Source organism: Pandoraea sp. B-6, from assembly GCF_000282835.1.
In the GTDB taxonomy this organism is placed as follows: Bacteria; Pseudomonadota; Gammaproteobacteria; order Burkholderiales; family Burkholderiaceae; genus Pandoraea; species Pandoraea cepalis.
This window is the reverse complement of the sequence record NZ_KB290537.1, coordinates 42,178-61,544: the sequence shown is the minus strand read 5'-3', so window position 1 is coordinate 61,544 and position 19,367 is coordinate 42,178. Positions and strand designations below refer to the sequence as shown.

Sequence of the window (19,367 nt, the reverse complement as noted above, 5' to 3'; positions counted from 1 at the left end):
GGCGCGCTTCGGGGGCGGTAGCGGCTCGCCGTTGACAACACTCATGATGCGTTCGACGCCAGCGGTCACGCCGCCATAGAAGTCGGCTTGCTGGAAGCGTGGAACGATGTCCTCGTTGATGATCCGGTTGCTGATGGCGTCGGTGAGCACGCCCTCGAGACCGTAGCCGACCTCGATGCGCACTCGCCGGTCATCCTTGGCGACAATCAGCAGCACACCGTCATCCGTGCCCTTGCGCCCGAGCTTCCATTGTTCGACGACGCGGATGGAGTACTGCGCAATGTCTTCGGATTGCGTGGTCGGTACCATCAACACCCCGATCTGACTGCCCTTTGCGGCCTCGAAGGCTTGCAGCTTTTGCTCCAGGGCGGCCGTCTGTTCGCGGGTCAATGTACCGGTCAGGTCGGTGACTCGGGCTGTCAATGGGGGGATGCCCACCTCGGCACTTGCCCCAAGGCACAGGCAAAGCAGCAGCGCCGGAAACAAGCCTTTGACGGCCAGATGCCATTTCACGTTGACCTCCCGGGGCGAACCTATTCACTATCGCCGCTTCCCACCCGCTCACATTGACGCGTGTCAAACGTCGGCATCGCCATGACGGAGACGGCGAGTGCCCCAGGTGAGCCACGCCAGGCGACATGCGCCGCGACAGGCGAGATCGGGGCTTGACCTCCGTCAAGCGGTGCGCTTGGCGCGCTGACTATGATGAATCTGACCGCAAGATGGAAGGATTCCATGGAAACACGCCAACAGTTTTCCCTTTGGTACCTGCTCGCGGCCGTCACGGCGATGCTGATCCTTCAGAGTTTCATTTCCCCTTCGGACGTCGAGACGCTGCCGTACAGCGATTTCAAGGTGCTTTTGAAGGCGGGTAAGCTCAAGAACATTACGCTCGGCGAAGGCGCCATCACGGGGACGCTCAATACCGACGGCATCGAGAATTTGCTCCCCAAACCCCAGGCTGACGCGATGCAGCATCAGGGAAAAGGCGAGCATGCCTTTTCGACGATCCGCGTCAATGACCCCGCCTTGGTCCAGGAACTCGAAGCCGCAAAGGTGCGCTTCGTCGGGCAGGCCGACAACAAGTGGATCGGCGCAGTGCTGTCCTGGATTGTGCCCGCTGCGCTGTTCTTTGCCTTCTGGAGCTTCCTCATCAAGCGCGTCGGCGGCGCCGCGGGGGGCATGATGGAGATCGGAAAGAGCAAGGCCAAGGTCTACATGCAGCAAGAGACTGGCGTGACTTTCGCCGATGTCGCCGGCATCGACGAAGCGAAGGACGAACTCGCCGAAATCGTCAACTTCCTGAAAGATCCCGACCGCTACCGGCGCCTCGGAGGCAAGATTCCCAAGGGGGTGTTGCTGCTTGGCGCCCCCGGCACCGGCAAGACACTTCTGGCCAAGGCGGTCGCGGGCGAGGCGGCGGTCCCGTTCTTCAGCATCAGTGGCTCGGAGTTCGTGGAGATGTTTGTCGGCGTCGGGGCGGCGCGAGTTCGTGACCTCTTCAACCAGGCCGAAACCAAGGCCCCCTGCATCATCTTCATCGATGAACTCGACGCGCTCGGCAAGACCCGTGCCCTTGGCACTTTTACGGGCAACGACGAACGCGAACAGACGCTGAACCAGTTGTTGGTCGAGATGGATGGCTTCGATACCAACAAGGGCGTCATCATCATGGCGGCAACCAACCGGCCCGAGATTCTGGACCCGGCGCTGTTGCGCCCCGGGCGCTTTGACCGCCATGTTGCGCTGGACCGCCCCGACCTCAAGGGTCGCGAGGAAATTCTCAAGGTTCACGTCAGGCACGTCGTCCTGGCGCCCACCGTCGAGTTGTCCGTGCTCGCGGCGCGCACCCCCGGCTTCGCTGGCGCCGAACTCGCCAACCTTGTCAACGAGGCCGCGCTGCTGGCCGCGCGCAAGGGCAAGGATGCCGTAGAAATGGTCGACTTCGACGAGGCGCTGGACCGCATCGTCGGTGGCCTGGAAAAGAAAAATCGCGTGATGAACGCCCAGGAGAAGGAGACCATCGCTTACCACGAAGCCGGTCACGCCATTGTGGCGGAAATGCGCCCCCATGCCGACCGCGTGTCGAAGGTGTCCATCATTCCACGTGGCGTGTCGGCGCTCGGCTATACCCAGCAGACACCTACCGAGGATCGCTATCTGCTCAAGCAAAGTGAGCTGCTCGACCGGCTCGACGTGCTGCTCGGCGGGCGCATGGCTGAGCAGATTGTTTTCGGCGACGTGTCCACCGGGGCCCAGAACGATCTACAGCGCGCGACGGATATTGCGCGCCAGATGATTACCCAGTTCGGCATGAGCGAGCCGCTTGGGCTGGCCACTTACGAGGATATGCCGAATCCGCTCTTCAACGGCATCGGCATGATGCCGCACGAGCGCAGGGCGTGCAGCGAGGAAACCGCGCGACTGATCGACGCGGAGGTTCGGACGATTCTGGCGCAGGCCAGCGCCCGGGTGCGACAAACGCTTCAGGCCTGTCGCCCCAAGCTCGACGCGTTGGCTAAACGCCTCCTTGTCCAGGAAGTCGTAGGCCGCAGCGAGCTTGAGCTCCTGCTGTCCGAAAAGGTGACTCAGTTATCGCCCACGAGGCCGTCGGGGCCCGTGGTGTCCGTGCAGCGCGAATCGGGGCACCCGCATGAAGACGAAGACACGCGATCATCCTGACGAGGCGGAGGTCAGTTCCGTCACGGCGGACGACTACGAGCGGGAGCTGCGTTTGCTGCAAATTGAACTGGTCAAGCTGCAGCGGCACTTCCTCAGTCATGTGAACGAAAGAATTCTGGTGATCTTTGAGGGGCGCGACGCCTCCGGGAAGGACGGCACCATCAAACGGATCGTCGAACATCTGAGCCCGCGGGAGACACGCGTGGTCGCGCTTGGAAAGCCCTCCGACCGCGAACGTGGCTCGTGGTACTTCCAGCGGTACGTTGCCGAACTCCCCGCCCCCGGCGAATTCACGCTGTTCAATCGCAGTTGGTACAACCGCGCAGGCGTCGAGCACGTCATGGGGTTTTGCACCAAGACGGAGCATGAAGAATTCATGTCGAGCGTCGGGGCATTTGAAGGCATGCTGGTGCGCTCGGGAATACGCCTTATCAAGTATTACCTCGACATCACCAAGGACGAGCAGCAGCGGCGCATTGCGTCGCGGCGTCGGGACCCCCTCAAGCAGTGGAAGGTCAGCCCCATCGATGAACAAGCGGTAGCGCTGTGGAAGAAATACAGCAAGGCGAGAAACGAGATGTTCTCCCGTACGAACGACAGCGTGCCGTGGAATGTGGTCAGCGCCGACGACAAGCGGGTCGCGCGCCTCAATGTCATCAAGGACCTGCTCACGCGCCTGCACTACGCCGGCAAGGACACGAAGCTGATTCGTCCGAATCCGGACATCGTGTTTCCTTATGCCGAGGCGCATCTGCTGAGCGGCGCGATCGCGAAGTAATGCGGCGCCAGTGACGACGTGGGCGTCCGCGCCCCCGGCAATTCAGTCTATGAGCGAAAACACCCGCAGACGTTTGCGTCACCTGTCGATAGAGTGTCGGCCAACTGACTTGCAAAGCGTCCGCCATTCGTGGCGCGCCATCGCGATGCCGCGCTCCCAAAGTCAACCTCTTGTCCCCCACTGCCAGTCCTGGAGGTAGTCGTGCACCGTTTTACCCTGAACACCAAACTGTTGTTGGCCTTGGGCCTGATGTGGATCAGCCTCCTGGTCATTTGCGCCTGGGGCTCGATCAACACGCGTCAGACCATGTTCGCGGAGCGCGAACTCGGCCTCAAGAACGTCGTGGATTCCGCGACCAGCGTGATCAAAAGATATGCAGATGCTGCCGACAAAGGCACGCTCACCAAAGCCGAAGCACAGCGCGATGCGATCGCCGAAGTGCGCGCCATGCGCTTTGGCGACAGTGGCTACCTCTCCATTTCCGACACCCACGCCAACGTGGTGATGCATCCCATCAAGCCGGAATTGGATGGCAAGAACCTCTCCGACTTCAAAGATTCGTCGGGCCAATACGTGTTCCGGGAGATCTCCAACGTCGGCCGGGCCGGAGGGGGGTACTTTACTTACCAATGGCCGAAGCCTGGTCACGATAAGCCGGTTGGCAAGATCAGCCGTGTCGGATACTTCGCGCCGTGGGACTGGTGCATTACAGGCGGGGTCTACACCGACGACATCAACGACGCCTTTTACCGCTCTCTCGCCGAATGGGCCGGACTGCTGGTCGTGCTCGGCGCCATTGTCTCGGCGGCGATGTTGTTGATCATTCGCAACATCAAGAAGAGCCTGGGCGGAGAGCCGCACTACGCCGTTGAGATTGCCGGGCGCATTGCCCAGGGCGATCTTGCCATGACGATCGAAACGCAGCCCGGCGATACCACCAGCCTGCTTGCCGCCATGCGCGCCATGCAGGAAAGCCTCTCGTCCACGGTCGACCGTATTCGCGGCGGTACCGAATCGATCACGTCGGCCGCACGCCAGATCGCCGCCGGCAACACCGATCTGTCGGCGCGTACCGAAGAACAGGCGGCGTCGTTGGAGGAAACGGCATCGTCCATGGAGCAACTCACCGCCACGGTCAAACAGAATGCCGACAATGCGCGGCAGGCCAGCGCGCTGGCGGTGAATGCCTCGGAAATCGCAGAGCGCGGCGGAAATGTCGTCGGACAGGTCGTCGGCACGATGCACGGCATCTCGGACAGTTCGGGCAAGGTCGTCGACATCATCAGCGTGATCGACGGCATCGCGTTCCAGACGAACATTCTTGCCCTGAATGCCGCCGTGGAAGCGGCGCGCGCCGGCGAGCAAGGCCGCGGCTTCGCCGTGGTGGCCGGCGAAGTCCGAACCCTCGCCCAGCGCAGCGCTGCCGCCGCCAAGGAAATCAAGGCGTTGATCGAGAGTTCCGCTCAGCAAGTCCGCGAAGGCTCGGTGCTGGTCGGGCAAGCGGGCCAGACCATGACGGACATCGTCCAGGCAGTGAAGCGAGTCACCGACATCATGGGCGAGATCTCCGCCGCCTCCAGCGAGCAAAGCCGGGGCATCGAACAGGTCAACCGTGCCGTTACGCAGATGGATGAGGTGACGCAACAGAATGCCGCCCTGGTCGAAGAGGCTGCCGCCGCCGCCTCGTCCATGGAGGAGCAGGCAACGCGCCTGCAAGAGGCCGTAACCGAGTTCCAGATCGCGCCCGCGCCCGCCTCCGCAGCGCAGCGAATCACCGAGCGCCCCTATCTGGTTGGGGATAAAAGGCTGGCAGCGTGAGGCCGGAGGTCGTCCAGGCAAGCTCGCCCTGCCACTACTCGAGTTTGAAACTCAGCTTTGCGGTGATTCGATAGTTGACGATCTTGCCGTCGGCCACCTCGGCCGAAAAGTCCTCGATGTAGATGGATTTGACATCGCGAAGGGACTTTTGGGCCGCGGCGACGGCTTTCGTCGCCGCATCCTCCCAACTCTTGGGGGATTCGGCGAGCACTTCGATAACTTTGACGATGTTTTTTGACATGACGGCTCTCGCAAAGGTGCATGGCAGCTCGTGGGATGTCTCCCGGCCAAGGTGTGCGACTGCCATGAGCCAAGCATGGTCGCTGGCGCATGCGCCGTGTTGACCGATGTCAAACGCATCCGCTCGCCGCTTCCCCGCCCAGCAACGCCAGCGACACGGATTGCGTTATCCCGTCACCCTCGGATGGCCCACCGTCTGGGCCAGCACCGGTATCTCGTCTTCGTTGAGCGACATGGCGTTGGCCAGCATTCGATGATTCAACCAACCGCGCACGACGCACGCCAGTCCGGCTGACGCACAGTACAGCGACACGTTCTGCGCAATCGCGCCCACGGCGATGCCGGCGAACGAATCCCGTTGTGACTGAGGAAACGCGTCGGCGCGGGCGTGATTGACTACGTACACCAGATCGAGCGGCGCCTGACCGACAAAGTCCTGGTAGCCGGTGAGATTGCGCGCATCGACGGCATGCTTGAGGTGCAGTTGGTGCGACGCCGGGTCATAGCGATACACGCCCTCGGGCAGGGCGACGTACACGTCGATCTCGTTCACGCCGCGCGCCGACGGCGCAGTGCGCCCGCCGGTATCAGCGCGATTGACGCCGTCCGCCGCCCACAGCAGATCGCCGAGTTGCTGGCGGGAAAGCGCGGTCGGCGCAAAGTCTCGCACGCTCTTGCGACGTGCCAGTGACATCATCAAGCTGGCGCCGCCTTCGAGACTCGGCGGCGGCAGCGCTATGAGCGGCAGTGACTCACTGGCGAGCGGAACAGGAGATGCATTGCGCACGACGGCGTACGCAGGAAGCTTGGCCTCATTCATCGTGGGAACCCTCGAAAGACCGATGGCGGGCAGTCATGCCCGGCTGTTTCGAGCATAGGCAGTCGATCTCGGTCGGCCTTGATACGGGTCAACGAGCGGCGAAGCCGCAGCGGGCTCCGGGCCGCGGATTGCACCGTTAGCGCATTCGGTTCATTCAGTGTCGCTCAGCAAAAGCATGCCGGGCGCCCTGCCGACGCCGGCAACACCGAAAGCACCTCGTCCGCACCAGGCTCAGGCCGGAAAATCGTCACGCCTTTGAGTCCGAATTGCCACGCACGATAGAGCAGATCTCCGACGCGCTCGCGTGACACCCCGCTGGCGACCAGCACCGTCTTCGAGATGCCGGCATCGATGAACGGTTGTATTGCCGCCACCATGCGCAGGTGATCGTCGCCGCTCACCTGACTGGCAGTGACGAAGTAGTCCGGCAATGCCGCCGACTCGCCACACAAGGCACGGAAGCGTCGGTAGGCGTGATTCTCGATACGGTATGCGCGCGGTGCCTGATGCCGCAAGCGCAACTGACGCTGGTACGCCAAGGCGAAGGCCGGCTCGATACCGCTTGAGCAGTTGCCGCCGAACGCCAGACTGACGCTGCCTGTGGGGGCTATCGACAGCAGATGGCTATTGCGCAGCCCATAACGCGCAATCTCGGCGCGCACGGCATCCGGCAACGCCGACGCAAAGCTTCCCGTCGACAGGCTGCGCTCGCCGCTGAACAGCGGATACGCCCCGCGCTCGCGCGCCAATGCCGCCGACGCCGCATAAGCGTTGTCGCGCAGGCATCGCCCGATGGCGCTGGCGAGGTCCCTGCCCTGCGGCGCGTCGTAACGCACACGCATCATCGTCAGCGCATCGGCCAGCCCTGTGACGCCCACACCGATCCTTCGCTTGCTTCGGGCTTCGTGTCCATGCTCCGGTAACGGCCATCGCGTGACGTCGATTGCGTTATCGAGCATTCTGACCTGGACATGGACGAGCCGTGCCAGACCCGCAAAGTCGAACGTCGGCATTCCCCCCACGCCGAACGGATGCCTGACTCGCCGCGACAGATCGATCGGACCGAGCACGCAACTCCCCCACGCCGGGAGCGGTTGTTCACCGCATGGATTCGTCGCGGCAATCGATTCGATGTCGGCAAGGTCATTGGATTCACGGATCGTGTCGATGAACAGCAAGCCCGGCTCGGCGCTTCCGTGGGCCGCGTCGACGATCCGCGCCCACAATTGCCGTGCGGGGACCCTGGCGTAGCACCAGTTGCCGTTATCGAGCAAATGCGCGCCCGCCGCCAGTCGTTGCCGATTGGGGGCCGCACGATGCTGAAGCCGCCACTCGGTATCGCGGGCAACGGCGTGCATGAACTCGGCGGTCGCCGCCACCGACACATTCAATGTCGCCCAGCGCCGGCGTCCGCGCTTGGCATTGATGAATTCGTCCAGATCGGGGTGATCGCAGCGCAACACCGCCATCTGCGCGCCGCCGCGCGTATCGGTCAAGGCCAACGATTGGCAGGCCAGATCGAACCGATCGATAACGTCGCAAACATCGCCCGTGCCATGATCCGACGCACACACCAGTGCGTCGGCGGGCGCCACTGACGAGAAGTCGTACCCGACACCACCGCCCATGCGCAGGGTCGTCGTGGCCTGCGCGAGCGCGCGCGCGATGTCGGTCTGACGCGCCACGGGCACGTCCGGACCGACGATCGGGTGCACGAAGCAGTTCACCATCGTGGCGTTTTTGCCGGTGCCCGCATTGGCCATGATCCGGCCCGCGCCGATCGCGCCCCGCAGCATGTTGCCGTAGAAGTGCCGTGCCGCATCGCCACGTCGATCCGGTGGCTCGGCCTCGGCCAGCGCGCGCGCTACCCGTCGGAAGACATCGTCGCGCGCCGCCTCCCCCGGCGCAAGATAGCGATCCGCCAGCACCGCATCGCAGACCGTCGACGCCGAATCGTGAATGACCGGCATGGGGATGGCTCCTGCGTCAGGATCGATGCCAGCGCACGTGAAGTTCCGATTCCGCGTGCCCGTAGTCGAGATCGAGCTTCCCGCCATAGGCATGGTGAATGGCATTGCCGATATCGCGCGCAATGTGCATTCCGGTGGTCGTGATCGCCGTACCGTCCTCGCCCGACGTGATCGCCATCACGCGCTCCATCGGATGCTCCCGGTGCAGCCGCTGCGCGCGGTGATTCACCAGACCGAGAATTTCCTGTCGATGCGCGGCCTCGAAGGTGCCATCCAGTACCAGACGGGCCGCGGGCACGCCGTCGGCGCTTCGATGACAGGCCGAGCAAGTGACGGTGGCCGCATCGGGCGGCACGGCGCGCCATTGCCAATGCCCGCGCAGGTAGACGGCGTGACACACCGGGCAAGCCGCGAGTGCGGGGGACGCTGAGGGTTGCTTGTAACTGTCGGGGACGTGCTCGTCCGGAAAACGATCCCACCTTGTGGGCCGGACCATGGCAGACCTAGCTCTGACTTTCATGTTGTGACTCCTTGAAACGCTGGCGCAGGCTCGTGTCGAATGTGCGTCCGCCGCAGACGCCACCGGGACATGCCAGGCGGTCGACATCAACGCGACTCGCCATGAGTGCCCGCCAGATATAGATACAGTAAGCGGTTGCGCGCGCGAGAACTTGGCCTGGATCAAATGGCGCGACATCTCTCGCGACGCCTCGTCATGCGAGCGCCTAGGTCCCTCTCGCATGGACCATCGGCACACGCGGCGCCTTCAGCGCGGCAAGGTCATCGGGTCGTATCGATTGCGTGGATTCCACAACATCCACCCGTCGGTCCCCGCCGCCTCGGCCGCATCGATTTGGGCACGAATCTCGGCCGCGCCGAAATTACGACGATCGAAAGCATAGTCCCGAAACGCTTGCAGCCAGGGGCGGAAACGCACGCCGGGCAATCCGGTGCGGCGCATCGCCTGCGCGAGAGAGCGCGACACGATCTCACCCGGATGGTCGGTCGGCGGGTCGGATCCCGGAAGTCCCCGGGTGAATCCTGACGGGTAGAGCATGGGGGACACGTAATCGACCTGCTCGGCGAGGGTTTCGAGCTGCTGCCCAATCGCCGTGTCGTTGAGGTTCCAGCAGACGTAGCCGAAGATATCGACCGACAGGTAGACGTTATAGCGCAGCAAACGCTCGCGCGCAGCGCTCAGGAAGCCGGTGATGGCGCCGACCCGATGTTCGGCGGTGTTGGTCTCATGAAATTGCAACCCGGGTGCGTCCGGGAATCGCAGGTAGTCGAATTGGATCTCGTCGAACCCCATGCGCGCCGCCTCCTCGGCGACGTCAAGATTGTGCGTCCATGCGGCGGAAATCGTCGGATCGATCCATCGGAGCTGTTCGCGGTCACGCCACACGTTGCCCTCGGCATCGCGCACCGCCCACTCCGGATGGGCTCGCGCCAAAGGATCGTCCTTGAAGACCACGATGCGGGCAATGAGGTACAGGCCGCGATCGTGCAGCGATTTCACCAGTGCCGGCAGATCCTTGACCCGTGGCGTATTCGCGGGCACATGCGCCTGCGCACCGATGCCTTCCCGCGCAGGACTGCGATACGGCGTCATGCCGCGATCGCCTTTGACATCGATGACAAGCGCGTTAATGGTGCTACGTTCGGGCAACGCCAGCACGGCATCGAGCAATGCACGGCTCGCGATGCCGTACACGGAGAGATAGACGGCTTTGGGGTGGATGCGCGTCATGGCAACGCTCGCGCGACCTCCCCCGCGCAGCGAGGCTTGCACTCTCGCATACCCCGGCGCGCGCACCGAGACGGCCATCGGCGCCCCCGGCGCCATATCGGGGAGCACGATCTCGCCTTTGCGGTCGCTTATCCAGGCGCGGTCCCCGCTCACGAGCGTCGCGCCCGCAATCGGCTCGCGGGTCGCCACATCGACGACCGTCGCTGCGACGGTGTCTGCCGTGGCCGGCGGCACGGGTTGCAGGCACAGGAGCGAAAGGCTCCAGACGATCCATCGGCTAATCATGATGCGTTTGTGCATTGCGCAACATGCCGCGCAGGCACTTCATGCCGCAGTGCTGCGTCATGAGGTATCGCGGCAACGCCATGGCATTCGACTGCGGCGTGACGGGTTTGGCATCGAGAGAGAACCCATTCGTGTAGCCCTCGTCGCGCGCCATGGCCGCTAATTCAGTATCGTAAATGCCAAACGGCCACGCCAGTAGACGAACGGACCGATGCAGTTCGGCCTCGATCCGATCGCGGGAACGGCGAAGCTGATCGTGCACGAAGCGCCGGTAAGCCGCAGGCGCCAGCCGCGCGCGCTCTGTCTTGAAATTGGGATGCCATTCGGTGTGAGACTCGATGTCGAAAGTCCCCGATTGCGCAAGCGCGCGCAACTGATCCCACGTCATGGCATAGGACGCATTGGAGATGGCCGACGGGTAGACGAAGAGTGTGACGGGTACCGAGCGCCCCTTCAACATCGGCCACAGCACCTCGTAGACGGACCGGTGGCCATCGTCCACGCTCAGGACGAGTGCGCGCGGCGGCAGGTTGTCCTGCCCGCCGGCATGCCAGGCGATGACGTCGGCCAGCGGTACCACCCGATAGCCGTTCTCCTCGAAAAAGCGCAGTTGCGACGCGAAGGTCTCCGTGCGCACCGTGGTCGAATCGGTGACGCGCTCCGCGAAGCGGTGATAGACGAGAATCAGGACGTCATGTTGCGCGGGGGCGGCATTCGTGATGCCAGCACACGTCAAGCCCATCAGCCCGCCGGCCAGGAGGGCAAGCGCGCGGCGGCGAGCGCCCCTGCGCACGCCGGTCACCTCGCGTGATCGATCGCGAAAAGTCGCTCGTGGCGATGCTGACATGCGGCACATCGCTTCGCCGTCGGATACGCCTTCAGCCGGGCATACGGAATACTCTGGCGGCAATCGATGCAGATGCCATATTCGCCACGGCGTATGCGATCCCGTGCCGCTTCAATATCCGAGAGCTGTTGGCGAAAGCGATCGAGCATGGCATCTTGCACGCGTTCGGCGGTTTCCTCGTTCGCGAGGTCGGCGTCGTCGTGGGACTCCGATGCCGAGCGTTCGCCGAGCGGCGATTCGGTGGTGGCCATCACGCTTTGAATGCGTTTTTCCTCCGTATCCATCAGCGTCTCCAACGCGCCAAGTCCCGGGTTTTTGAGGCTTTCCATCGTTGGTCTCCCATCAAAGGCGCAGGTCGGCATCCGACGGCGTACGCCGGCCTCGAGCGATCATGGGGGCCACCACCGCGCCCGCGACGGCCGCCAACGCGGCGATGGATGCCGCGGCCGCTACACTCTGCCAGGGATGGTCGTGCACGTAATGGTCAGTGGTTCGCGCCCATCCCGACACGCGCTGCCGGCTCGTTGTGCGCAGCGTATCGAGCTGTGCGGTCAGTTGCTGAAGCCTGGCAGTGAGTGCGGGACGCGCTTCATCGGACGCCGGATTGGCTTCGTCGGCAATATCACGCAGCAACGCCTTGATATCGGCAAGGAGGGCCTCAGCGTCGTTGACCAAGGTCTGACGGTGATTCATGAATTCAGTCCGAATGTCGTTCATCTCTCGCTCCCATCGAATTCGACAATGCGCCGCCGTGGTCGGCGCGGGCCAGGTTCACTATAGCCATCTGCGCACGGCGTGCCATGACATGGCGCAAATCGGCGTGATCTTCGTGTATGAGGTTCAGGGTAGACGCCCGCCCGCCACGGCTACATCGTCTTTTTGAGCATGGCGCGCAGCCGGGGCAGCGGGCGGGTGTTGAGGACGTCGGCGGCCTCGAGCCAGCCGCGTCTGGCCTGCATGAGGCCCAACGCCAGATGGTTGAAATCGGCCGTGCGGTGCGCGTCCGACGCAATGCTCACCCGCACACCCATCGACTTCGCCAGCCGGCAGCCGGTGTCCCACAGGTCCAGCCGGCGCGGCTGTGCGTTGGCTTCCACGAAAGCACCGCGCTCGGCAAGCGCCTGGAGAACGCGGGCGGCGTCGAACCGGCAAGCGTCGCGCTCGCCGATCAAACGAGCAAAGGGATGTGCGAGGATGCTGAAGTGCGGGTGGTCAATCGCCCGTAACAGCCGCGCGGTCTGCTTGTCGGCGGGTAAATCGAAATGGCTGTGAACCGCGCCAACGACCAGATCGAGCCGCCCCAGCACAGCGTCGGGAAGATCGAGCGATCCGTCTTCCAGGATATCGACCTCGACGCCCTTGAGAATCCCCGGCAATCCGCCCTTTGCATTCAGCGCGTCGATGGCGTCCGCCTGCGCGGCGAGACGGCTGGCGCTCAACCCATGCGTGATGCCCAGACGCGGCGAGTGATCCGTGATGGCCAGGTACTGAAGCCCTTGACGGCCGGCCGCTACGGCCATGGCTTCGAGTCTGTCGACACCGTCGCTTTCGTTCGTGTGGACGTGAAGATCGCCCCGGATCTCGCGGGCTTCGACAAGGCGCGGCAAGGTGCCATCGCGCGCCGCCTCCAGTTCCCCGGTGTCCTCTCGCAACTCCGGCGCAATCCATGGCAGATCGAGCGCTTCGTAGATCGACGCCTCGTCGCGGCCAGCGATTTTTCGCCCTTGCCGGAACACACCATATTCGTTCAGTTTCAGCCCGCGTGCCTGCGCCATCTTGCGAAGCGCCACGTTGTGCGCCTTCGAACCGGTCAGATAAACGAGCGCCGCGCCATAGCTCGACGCGGCCACCACTCTTAGGTCGACCTGCATGTCATTCATCAGCACCGTGCTTGCCCGCGTGCTTCCGGCGGAGATCACCGATCGCGTCTGATCGTAGGCGAGGAACGCGTGAATCACGGCTTGAGGCCGGCCAGACGCCACAGCGATGTCAAGGTCCCCCACCGTATCCCTGCCCCGCCGGTAGCTGCCCGCGACCGCCATCGCCTGCGCGGTGCCGGTCTCGCGCAGATACGCCATGAGGGGATCGACGGCGCGCATCGCGATATCGAGGCTGAAGCGGCGGTGCCGGTCGAGCCGCGCCTGCACGGCGTCAAGCAGGCGCTGTTCCGTGCGCTGCCCGAATCCGGGCAGCGTACCAATGCGGTGTTCACGGGCTGCGGCGGCCAGATCCTCCATCGTATGCACGTCCAGGTCGTGCTCCAGCCTGTGTACACGACGCGGCCCCAGCCCCGGCAGACTGAGCAACGATTGAATCTGTCCAGGCGTTTCGCGGCGCAGGCGCGTCAGTAGTTCGCTTGCGCCGGTTTCAGCGATCTCGCGCATCTTTCCCGCGAGATCGGCGCCGATGCCCGGCAGTGTCGTGAGGTCGATGCCGCGCGCCAGCAGGACGCCCACGTCCTCGGTCAGCGCACCGATCGTCCTGGCCGCATTGCGGTAGGCCCGAACCCTGAACGGATTCGCATTTTCGACGTCGAGGAGGTCGGCGATTTCGTCGAAGATCGCAACGATCCGGTCGTTGGTCACGCCCGCGCGCGGTACCACGGTGGCGGCAATTTCCTTCGCGATGATTTCAGGCTTTTCGGAGGGTTCTCTCACGCCTTGACTCCAGCAGACATGCGGCGCGACACGCAGGACACCGGGTATTGCACAGGCGCGGCGTGGGCCATTAGCGCGAGCGCAGGCAAGCGACGACCTCGTCATCGCTGACTTGGGGAAATTTTCGGTAGAAGGCGCCCACCGCGCTGAAATCGGCCGGTGTCTCCAGACAGATCACTTCGTCGGCATAGGGCGCGATGTCGCGCAAGGCATCTGGCGGGGCCACCGGCACTGCGCATATCAATCGTGCTGGCCCAAGCTGTCGCACCGAGTGCAAGGCCGCGATGATCGATGCCCCCGTGGCGATGCCGTCGTCCACGATAATCGCCAACCGCCCGTCAGCGCTCGTCCGCTGTCTTCCCGGCGTAAAGCGGGCCCGGCGACGCCGGAGGGTGTCGAGTTGCACCATTCGTTCGTGTTCGACATAGGCACTCTCGCCGCCCGCCAGCTTCGCGTATGGCGTCAGGTACGTCCAGCCGCTCTCGTCCACGGCGCCGACCGCCAGTTCAGGATTGCCAGGGGCGCCCAACTTCCTAACCAGCACAATGTCCAGATCGCCGCCGAGGGCATCGGCCACGATGGCGCCAATCGGAACCCCACCGCGTGGCACGGCCAAAATCAACGGGTGCTTGCCCGAGTACGCGTTGAGTGCCTTGGCTAGCTGGCGTGCGGCATCGGCCCGGTCGATAAATGGCATTGACGTTCTCCTCGAACGGCGGCTAAGCGCCCCCATAAGATCATCCTAGTCATCGGGGGCGGCGCCGGTTTAGCCAAGGTCAAGCATTCCCGTCAGGCGTTCGCACGAAACGGTCTGCGTAAGGATTGCCTGACACCGGGCGTGCGTCTGCCTACAAAGATCTCAGCCGCGCCTGCTTTCCCCCCGACGCGGCCGTCGCGATACTTGGTTTCAAGCCCCTACCCCGACGACAAAACATGCCACTTGAGGGCAGCGCCAGACAGCGCGCGAGTGCGGGTAGGCACATGCAGGAAGACAACCGGAACATTGGGCGCCCGGGTGCGCGCAATCGGTGCATGCAGGCCAACGGCTGGCCGGGAGATGGCGATGTACGAATCACATTATTTGGCAGACGCCGAACGTCGCTTCGGTGCCGTCGAGGCGTTTTCAACGGTCAATGACGGCATGTCGAGCGGGCTGATCTCGCATCCCCCCGCCCAGTGCGGTACGTGCGTATTGCGACACCTCTGTGTTGCGTCGAAGCTGAATGACCACGATGCGGCACGCCTGAAATCTGTCGTGCGTACCTGGCGGATGGTCCGGCAGGGCCATGCGCTTTACCGGACCGGCGATTCGTTCCAGAGTCTCTACGCGGTCCGCTCGGGGTCGTTCAAGACCGTGGCGCAGCATTCGCTGGGGCGCCAATACGTGTCGGGATTTTATCTTCCCGGCGAACTGCTCGGGCTGGACGGCATCGTCGCCGAGTCACATCCCTGCGATGCCTTCGCCCTGGAAGATAGCGCCGTCTGTGTGATCCCATTCCAGCCCCTGGAGGTGCTGTGCCGCGAATTGTCGCCGCTCCAACAGCATATTCACCGGCTCATGAGCGCCGAGATCGTCCGAGAGACGGCGCAGATGGTGTTATTGGGCAGCATGAGTGCCGATCAACGGGTCGCGACCTTCCTTCTGAATCTTTCGAATCGCTTCGAGCAGCGAGGGTACTCGCCCCGCGAGTTCACATTGCGCATGACGCGCGAAGACATCGGAAGCCATCTCGGCATGAAGCTCGAGACGGTCAGCCGGTCGTTATCGCGGTTTCAGCGCGGTGGCTTGATTCTGGTTGCGGGAAAGCGGATTACGCTGCTGGACCGCGAAGCGCTTGGCGCATGCTGACGGTGCCGACATGAGGGCGGTCGAACGTGCGACGCCTTGCCATGCGAGCCTGGTCGCGTAGACGTCAGAGGTTATCGCCCTCGTCGAAGAGATGATGGCGAAGCGCGTAGCGCACCAGTTGCACCTCATTGGGCAGCTGCATTTTCTCCATGAGACGCATCTTGTACGTGCTGACGGTCTTGGGGCTGACACACAGCGCATTGGCGATGGTGGTGAGCGGTTCGCCACGCACCAGACGACGATAGACTTCCAGTTCGCGATTGGACAGGCGCCGATGCGGCACGTCGTCGCCATTTCCCTGGAAGCTCGATGCCAACTTGCCCGCGATCGACTGGCTGACATAGGTGCCGCCCACGGCCACATGATTGATGGCCGTGACGAGTTCTTCCGCCGCGCTTTCCTTGGTCAGGTATCCTGCTGCCCCCGCCTGGAAAGCACGTACGATGTACTGCTCCTCCGAATGCATGGTCAGCACCAGTATGCGCAACGCCGGATGGGAATCGCGCAGCAGCCGGATCAGTTCCAGACCGTTTCTTCCTGGCAGCGACAGATCGAGCAGCAATACGTTGGGAGAGCAATCGTTGACCATCAACGGGATCGCAGCGCCGTCCGCCGCTTCGCCGACGACGTCAAACACGCCCGCCCCCTCCAGGATATGTTTGAGTCCGTCTCGCACTACGGCGTGATCGTCCGCGATCATGATACGCGTCATGCCTTGCCTCCGAATTTGGTGGCAACCGCTTCCCTGAGAGGCTGCCCGGCAGAGCCTTCGATTCGCGTACCCAGCGACACCGGCGAGGCGGTGGCACATTGCGGATGAACCGCATCGGACCGATTTTGAGCCATTCAGTGACCTATGCCCCTGATATAGGGCGGCAACCAACGAGCGCAAACCACCCACCGCTCGGGATTGGCTTTTGCAACGGTCTGCGAATGCTATTCCGACCCGCAGCCGTTCTTTTGTTAACTAAAGCGTATTTCTCTCAGCTTTCAAGAGATATTACCGTCCAGGATCGGCAGGCGTATCAGCCGAAAAGATGAGAGGAAACCCTCCAAACAACAAATGGGAAGCACGATCCGGCGTTATTGCATCGAGTAAGTGTACCCAGCGGGCGGTTCGTCCCGGTACACGGGAGAATCGCTGCGAATCCGAGCGCCAAGACGAGCTGATTGGCGAATGAAAGTCGTCAATCCATCGAACACACGCCTGGCGCAGCCGAATGCCGTTTTTTGGGGCGCTGCTGGCGTCGATGCGGTCCTGCGCAACGTTTCCAAGACGCTGCATCGTGACGAATTGACTTGTGTCATGGCGCCTCCCTCGCACAGGCATTACAAATGCTGAATGCAGACGCGCTCGTCAATCCCTCTGGATCGTGCCAGCGATCCCAAGTGCTTATGAGGTTCTCATGTCTACGCTGCGACAACATTACAAGGCATTCGTTATCGAAGCTCACGCGCAACTTGTCGGTTGCGGTGGATTTGCCGTACCGAGCCACGACCGGCGCTATCTGCCTGTGGCGATCGTGCGCGGCGCAACCGCAAAGCACGACGGCCCTCTGTCGGATGGCACGCCGACTGAAGGCGTTGTGATACAGATCACATTGAACGAGCGGTTGGACGCAGACCCCTATCGCGCGCTCCGATGCGCGATCGATTATGCGTGTCAGGTGATCGACGGGCTGCGGTCGCCCGAATTTGAAGATATGCCGCGCGGCGTCGCGTTCATCCCGCTTCCGCAAACGCTGCACTAGCCCGCCTCGCGAGGGTGCCTGAGCGGCACCCTCCCATACCGCCTCTGCGGCTTACTGAATGGTCAACTCCCGTTGACCGGCATCGGCCCGCTTTGGCAGCACCAGTTCCAATACCCCGTCGCGATAATTCGCAACGGCCTTGTCTCGGTCGACCGCCTGTGACAACGAGAAGCTGCGGTACATATCGCCTTCATACCGTTCCCGATGCACGAAGTTGCCGTTGTCCTTCTTTTCCGTGGTGTTGCTGAGGTGCGCGCTGATGGACACCTGATTGCCGTCGAGCGCGACCTTGATGTTTTCCTTGCTCACACCCGGTATATCGGCGCGTACGGTAAATTGCTTGTCGTCCTCTTCGACATCGAGCTTGATTTGCATACGCTTCGAGCTCTCCAGCGCAAGCGGACGCCAGAACGCGTTACGAATGAGGTTCTCGAACGGCTCGTCGAAATTCAATGGATCGAATCGGGTGAGGTTTGCCATAGCTGACTCCGTGGGGTAAGGGGCGCAGTGCGCCCAGGGGGCTGCGATCCATGTCGCACGTTGTCTAATCTAGATCGCGAGCGCGCCGACGAATTGACTGACATCAAGAGAAACCTCGGCGTCGATCATGAAATCGACGGCGCGAAGGCGTACCCGAGCCAGAGCGCGGCGATCACCAGCACGATGCCGGGAACGACGAGCTTCGCGAAACGTGGCCCCCCGGATACGAACGCCGCAATCCCCTTGACCATGGCGTTTGTCGAGGCCCCGGCCAGTATCGGAAGGCCAACGTCCGTGACGCTGAGCCGGCCCTGTTCGGCCAGCGCGGCGGCACTGGCCGCGATGGAATGCGCGTCCGCCAAGCCGCCCACCAAGGCGACCGCCAGCAAGCCCGATTTCCCGAACCAATGCGAGAGTGCCCCCGAAGCGAACATGGCGACGGACACACTCAGGGTCAGCACCAACGCGGACTTCAAATCGATGGCGGTTCCAATGTGGACCATTTGCGGCGTGGCGCACCGGTTCGCGCGCCAAAGCGCCCAAAGGGCGTACGACAGCGCGGCAACGGCGCCAGCGCCGAGCGGAAACGCAAGATGGAGCAACACGGTCGGGAAGACCGTGCCAATCACAATGGCCAACTGCACCATGGTCGAGACGCTGGAGAGCGCGGCTCCCGCGACGGCGGGCAGCAACAAGGCCGGATTTTGCCTGGCCTGCAGGCCCATCGCGCTGATCGTGGCGATACTGGACGCGAACCCGGAAGCGAACCCCGTGACCGGTAATCCCGCGTTCGGCCCAAGCGCGCGTTGGGCAAAATGACCGATCACGGCAATGGAGAGCATGACAACGGTGAAGCGCCATATCGTGGACGGATTGACCGAGTCGAAGACATCGATAGGCCGATTCGGCAGGATAGGCAGAATCACGAGGGCAGCCACCGCGAGCAGAAGCACATCCTGCAACTCGGCTTCCGTCACGACGCGCGTCACGAGCCGATGCAAGTGAAAGCGCACCTGCATCACGCTCGCGACGGCCACGGCGATGGCGATCGTCAAGGCGGGGTGGCGTTGCGCCATCGCACCGAGCAGCAGCGTCAGGATCAGCGAGATCTCGGTCGTGATCCCCGGATCGTCGTGGGGACGCAGGTAGGCGGCGATCAACACGGCGCTGAGCGCCAGCACCACCGCAGCCAGCAGCCAAACGCCCCCCAAGGCCAAGGCGACCGCCCCCAGCACGGCCGTCAGCGCAAACGTCCGGATGCCTGCCGCCGCCCGCTCGCGGCTCGCCCCCTTGCGCCGCTCACGTTCGGCACCGATGAGCAAGCCGATCGCCAGTGCGGTCGCATACGGCAAAATGTCGAGCATGGCTTCGGTCATCGCGCGCCCGTTTATTTCGTTCAGTGCACGGTATAGCATAAGTGACGGGGAGCGTCGGCGCCGC

20 protein-coding genes are annotated in these 19,367 nt (G+C 63.2%); 6 read left to right on the top strand and 14 right to left on the bottom strand.

What is annotated here, in order from left to right:
• Window positions 1–513 (bottom strand): YgcG family protein (locus tag A985_RS25845; RefSeq protein WP_017234471.1); only part of this gene is annotated, 513 nt, incomplete at its 3' end.
• A gap of 222 nt (window positions 514–735) precedes the next feature.
• Here A985_RS25845 and ftsH point away from each other — a divergent pair.
• The 3 genes from ftsH to A985_RS0116300 all read left to right on the top strand — a co-directional run bounded on the left by ftsH (window position 736) and on the right by A985_RS0116300 (window position 5,278).
• Window positions 736–2,682 carry an ATP-dependent zinc metalloprotease FtsH gene (gene ftsH, locus A985_RS0116310; RefSeq protein ID WP_017234470.1) on the top strand — a complete coding sequence of 649 codons (1,947 nt, stop codon included), beginning with the start codon at window positions 736–738 and terminating at the stop codon, window positions 2,680–2,682.
• Window positions 2,654–3,460, top strand: a complete 807-nt coding sequence (gene ppk2 / locus A985_RS0116305) for a polyphosphate kinase 2 (RefSeq protein WP_017234469.1) — start codon at window positions 2,654–2,656, stop codon at window positions 3,458–3,460. Before ftsH ends, ppk2 begins: the two co-directional genes overlap by 29 nt.
• 201 nt (window positions 3,461–3,661) lie before the next feature.
• On the top strand, window positions 3,662–5,278 hold the full coding sequence (locus A985_RS0116300) for a methyl-accepting chemotaxis protein (protein WP_017234468.1): 1,617 nt from the start codon (window positions 3,662–3,664) through the stop codon (window positions 5,276–5,278).
• A gap of 34 nt (window positions 5,279–5,312) precedes the next feature.
• On the opposite strand, the gene A985_RS0116295 is transcribed toward A985_RS0116300, so the two are convergent.
• The 10 genes from A985_RS0116295 to A985_RS0116250 all read right to left on the bottom strand — a co-directional run bounded on the left by A985_RS0116295 (window position 5,313) and on the right by A985_RS0116250 (window position 14,544).
• Window positions 5,313–5,519: a dodecin family protein gene (locus tag A985_RS0116295; protein WP_017234467.1), complete on the bottom strand. Its 207-nt coding sequence runs from the start codon at window positions 5,517–5,519 to the stop codon at window positions 5,313–5,315.
• Between the two features lie 165 nt (window positions 5,520–5,684).
• Window positions 5,685–6,338, bottom strand: a complete 654-nt coding sequence (locus tag A985_RS0116290; protein WP_017234466.1) for a nitroreductase family protein — start codon at window positions 6,336–6,338, stop codon at window positions 5,685–5,687.
• Window positions 6,339–6,502: 164 nt separating this feature from the next.
• Window positions 6,503–8,308 (bottom strand): adenosylcobalamin-dependent ribonucleoside-diphosphate reductase, encoded by a 1,806-nt coding sequence (locus tag A985_RS0116285; protein ID WP_017234465.1) that lies wholly within the window; start codon window positions 8,306–8,308, stop codon window positions 6,503–6,505.
• Window positions 8,309–8,324: 16 nt separating this feature from the next.
• Entirely contained in the window at window positions 8,325–8,828 is a 504-nt protein-coding gene (locus tag A985_RS0116280) for a BCAM0308 family protein (protein ID WP_026132038.1), read from the bottom strand.
• A 246-nt stretch (window positions 8,829–9,074) separates the two neighbouring features.
• Window positions 9,075–10,343 carry a putative glycoside hydrolase gene (locus tag A985_RS0116275; protein WP_026132037.1) on the bottom strand — a complete coding sequence of 423 codons (1,269 nt, stop codon included), beginning with the start codon at window positions 10,341–10,343 and terminating at the stop codon, window positions 9,075–9,077.
• Window positions 10,336–11,145, bottom strand: coding sequence for a polysaccharide deacetylase family protein (locus tag A985_RS0116270; RefSeq protein ID WP_017234462.1), 810 nt, complete (start codon window positions 11,143–11,145; stop codon window positions 10,336–10,338). The genes A985_RS0116275 and A985_RS0116270 overlap by 8 nt, the downstream gene beginning before the upstream one ends.
• Complete coding sequence (locus A985_RS0116265; RefSeq protein ID WP_017234461.1) at window positions 11,142–11,519, bottom strand: TraR/DksA family transcriptional regulator; 378 nt, start codon at window positions 11,517–11,519, stop codon at window positions 11,142–11,144. Before A985_RS0116265 ends, A985_RS0116270 begins: the two co-directional genes overlap by 4 nt.
• 13 nt (window positions 11,520–11,532) lie before the next feature.
• A complete protein-coding gene (locus A985_RS0116260) occupies window positions 11,533–11,883 on the bottom strand; it encodes a YqjD family protein (RefSeq protein WP_232424650.1) in 351 nt (116 codons plus the stop codon).
• A 173-nt stretch (window positions 11,884–12,056) separates the two neighbouring features.
• Window positions 12,057–13,847: a DNA polymerase/3'-5' exonuclease PolX gene (polX, locus tag A985_RS0116255; RefSeq protein WP_017234459.1), complete on the bottom strand. Its 1,791-nt coding sequence runs from the start codon at window positions 13,845–13,847 to the stop codon at window positions 12,057–12,059.
• Window positions 13,848–13,917: 70 nt separating this feature from the next.
• Window positions 13,918–14,544, bottom strand: a complete 627-nt coding sequence (locus A985_RS0116250) for a phosphoribosyltransferase (protein WP_017234458.1) — start codon at window positions 14,542–14,544, stop codon at window positions 13,918–13,920.
• Between the two features lie 366 nt (window positions 14,545–14,910).
• Between A985_RS0116250 and A985_RS0116245 the strand changes: the two genes are divergently transcribed.
• Window positions 14,911–15,696, top strand: coding sequence for a helix-turn-helix domain-containing protein (locus A985_RS0116245; RefSeq protein WP_017234457.1), 786 nt, complete (start codon window positions 14,911–14,913; stop codon window positions 15,694–15,696).
• 64 nt (window positions 15,697–15,760) lie between these two features.
• Here A985_RS0116245 and A985_RS0116240 read toward each other — a convergent pair whose 3' ends face one another.
• Window positions 15,761–16,408, bottom strand: coding sequence for a response regulator transcription factor (locus tag A985_RS0116240; RefSeq protein ID WP_017234456.1), 648 nt, complete (start codon window positions 16,406–16,408; stop codon window positions 15,761–15,763).
• Between the two features lie 465 nt (window positions 16,409–16,873).
• On the opposite strand from A985_RS0116240, the gene A985_RS28240 reads away from it, so the two are divergent.
• Both A985_RS28240 and A985_RS0116230 read left to right on the top strand, forming a co-directional pair.
• Complete coding sequence (locus A985_RS28240; RefSeq protein WP_017234455.1) at window positions 16,874–17,038, top strand: hypothetical protein; 165 nt, start codon at window positions 16,874–16,876, stop codon at window positions 17,036–17,038.
• A gap of 64 nt (window positions 17,039–17,102) precedes the next feature.
• Window positions 17,103–17,447: a hypothetical protein gene (locus A985_RS0116230; RefSeq protein WP_017234454.1), complete on the top strand. Its 345-nt coding sequence runs from the start codon at window positions 17,103–17,105 to the stop codon at window positions 17,445–17,447.
• A 51-nt stretch (window positions 17,448–17,498) separates the two neighbouring features.
• Here the strand turns inward: A985_RS0116230 and A985_RS0116225 are convergent, their stop codons facing one another.
• Complete coding sequence (locus A985_RS0116225; RefSeq protein ID WP_017234453.1) at window positions 17,499–17,927, bottom strand: Hsp20/alpha crystallin family protein; 429 nt, start codon at window positions 17,925–17,927, stop codon at window positions 17,499–17,501.
• Window positions 17,928–18,052: 125 nt separating this feature from the next.
• A complete protein-coding gene (locus A985_RS0116220) occupies window positions 18,053–19,303 on the bottom strand; it encodes an MgtC/SapB family protein (protein WP_017234452.1) in 1,251 nt (416 codons plus the stop codon).
• Window positions 19,304–19,367: the final 64 nt, after the last annotated feature.

Excerpts from the sequence above, each read along its gene's own strand:
- A985_RS0116295 (WP_017234467.1), bottom strand. The coding sequence starts at position 5,519 with ATGTCAAAAAACATCGTCAAAGTTATCGAAGTGCTCGCCGAATCCCCC.
- A985_RS0116275 (WP_026132037.1), bottom strand. The coding sequence starts at position 10,343 with ATGATTAGCCGATGGATCGTCTGGAGCCTTTCGCTCCTGTGCCTGCAA.
- A985_RS0116250 (WP_017234458.1), bottom strand. The coding sequence starts at position 14,544 with ATGCCATTTATCGACCGGGCCGATGCCGCACGCCAGCTAGCCAAGGCA.
- A985_RS0116245 (WP_017234457.1), top strand. The coding sequence starts at position 14,911 with ATGTACGAATCACATTATTTGGCAGACGCCGAACGTCGCTTCGGTGCC.
- ftsH (WP_017234470.1), top strand. The coding sequence starts at position 736 with ATGGAAACACGCCAACAGTTTTCCCTTTGGTACCTGCTCGCGGCCGTC.
- A985_RS28240 (WP_017234455.1), top strand. The coding sequence starts at position 16,874 with ATGAAAGTCGTCAATCCATCGAACACACGCCTGGCGCAGCCGAATGCC.
- A985_RS0116260 (WP_232424650.1), bottom strand. The coding sequence starts at position 11,883 with ATGAATCACCGTCAGACCTTGGTCAACGACGCTGAGGCCCTCCTTGCC.
- A985_RS0116220 (WP_017234452.1), bottom strand. The coding sequence starts at position 19,303 with ATGACCGAAGCCATGCTCGACATTTTGCCGTATGCGACCGCACTGGCG.
- A985_RS0116225 (WP_017234453.1), bottom strand. The coding sequence starts at position 17,927 with ATGGCAAACCTCACCCGATTCGATCCATTGAATTTCGACGAGCCGTTC.
- ppk2 (WP_017234469.1), top strand. The coding sequence starts at position 2,654 with ATGAAGACGAAGACACGCGATCATCCTGACGAGGCGGAGGTCAGTTCC.
- A985_RS0116230 (WP_017234454.1), top strand. The coding sequence starts at position 17,103 with ATGTCTACGCTGCGACAACATTACAAGGCATTCGTTATCGAAGCTCAC.
- A985_RS0116265 (WP_017234461.1), bottom strand. The coding sequence starts at position 11,519 with ATGGAAAGCCTCAAAAACCCGGGACTTGGCGCGTTGGAGACGCTGATG.
- A985_RS0116290 (WP_017234466.1), bottom strand. The coding sequence starts at position 6,338 with ATGAATGAGGCCAAGCTTCCTGCGTACGCCGTCGTGCGCAATGCATCT.
- A985_RS0116280 (WP_026132038.1), bottom strand. The coding sequence starts at position 8,828 with ATGAAAGTCAGAGCTAGGTCTGCCATGGTCCGGCCCACAAGGTGGGAT.
- A985_RS0116240 (WP_017234456.1), bottom strand. The coding sequence starts at position 16,408 with ATGACGCGTATCATGATCGCGGACGATCACGCCGTAGTGCGAGACGGA.
- A985_RS0116285 (WP_017234465.1), bottom strand. The coding sequence starts at position 8,308 with ATGCCGGTCATTCACGATTCGGCGTCGACGGTCTGCGATGCGGTGCTG.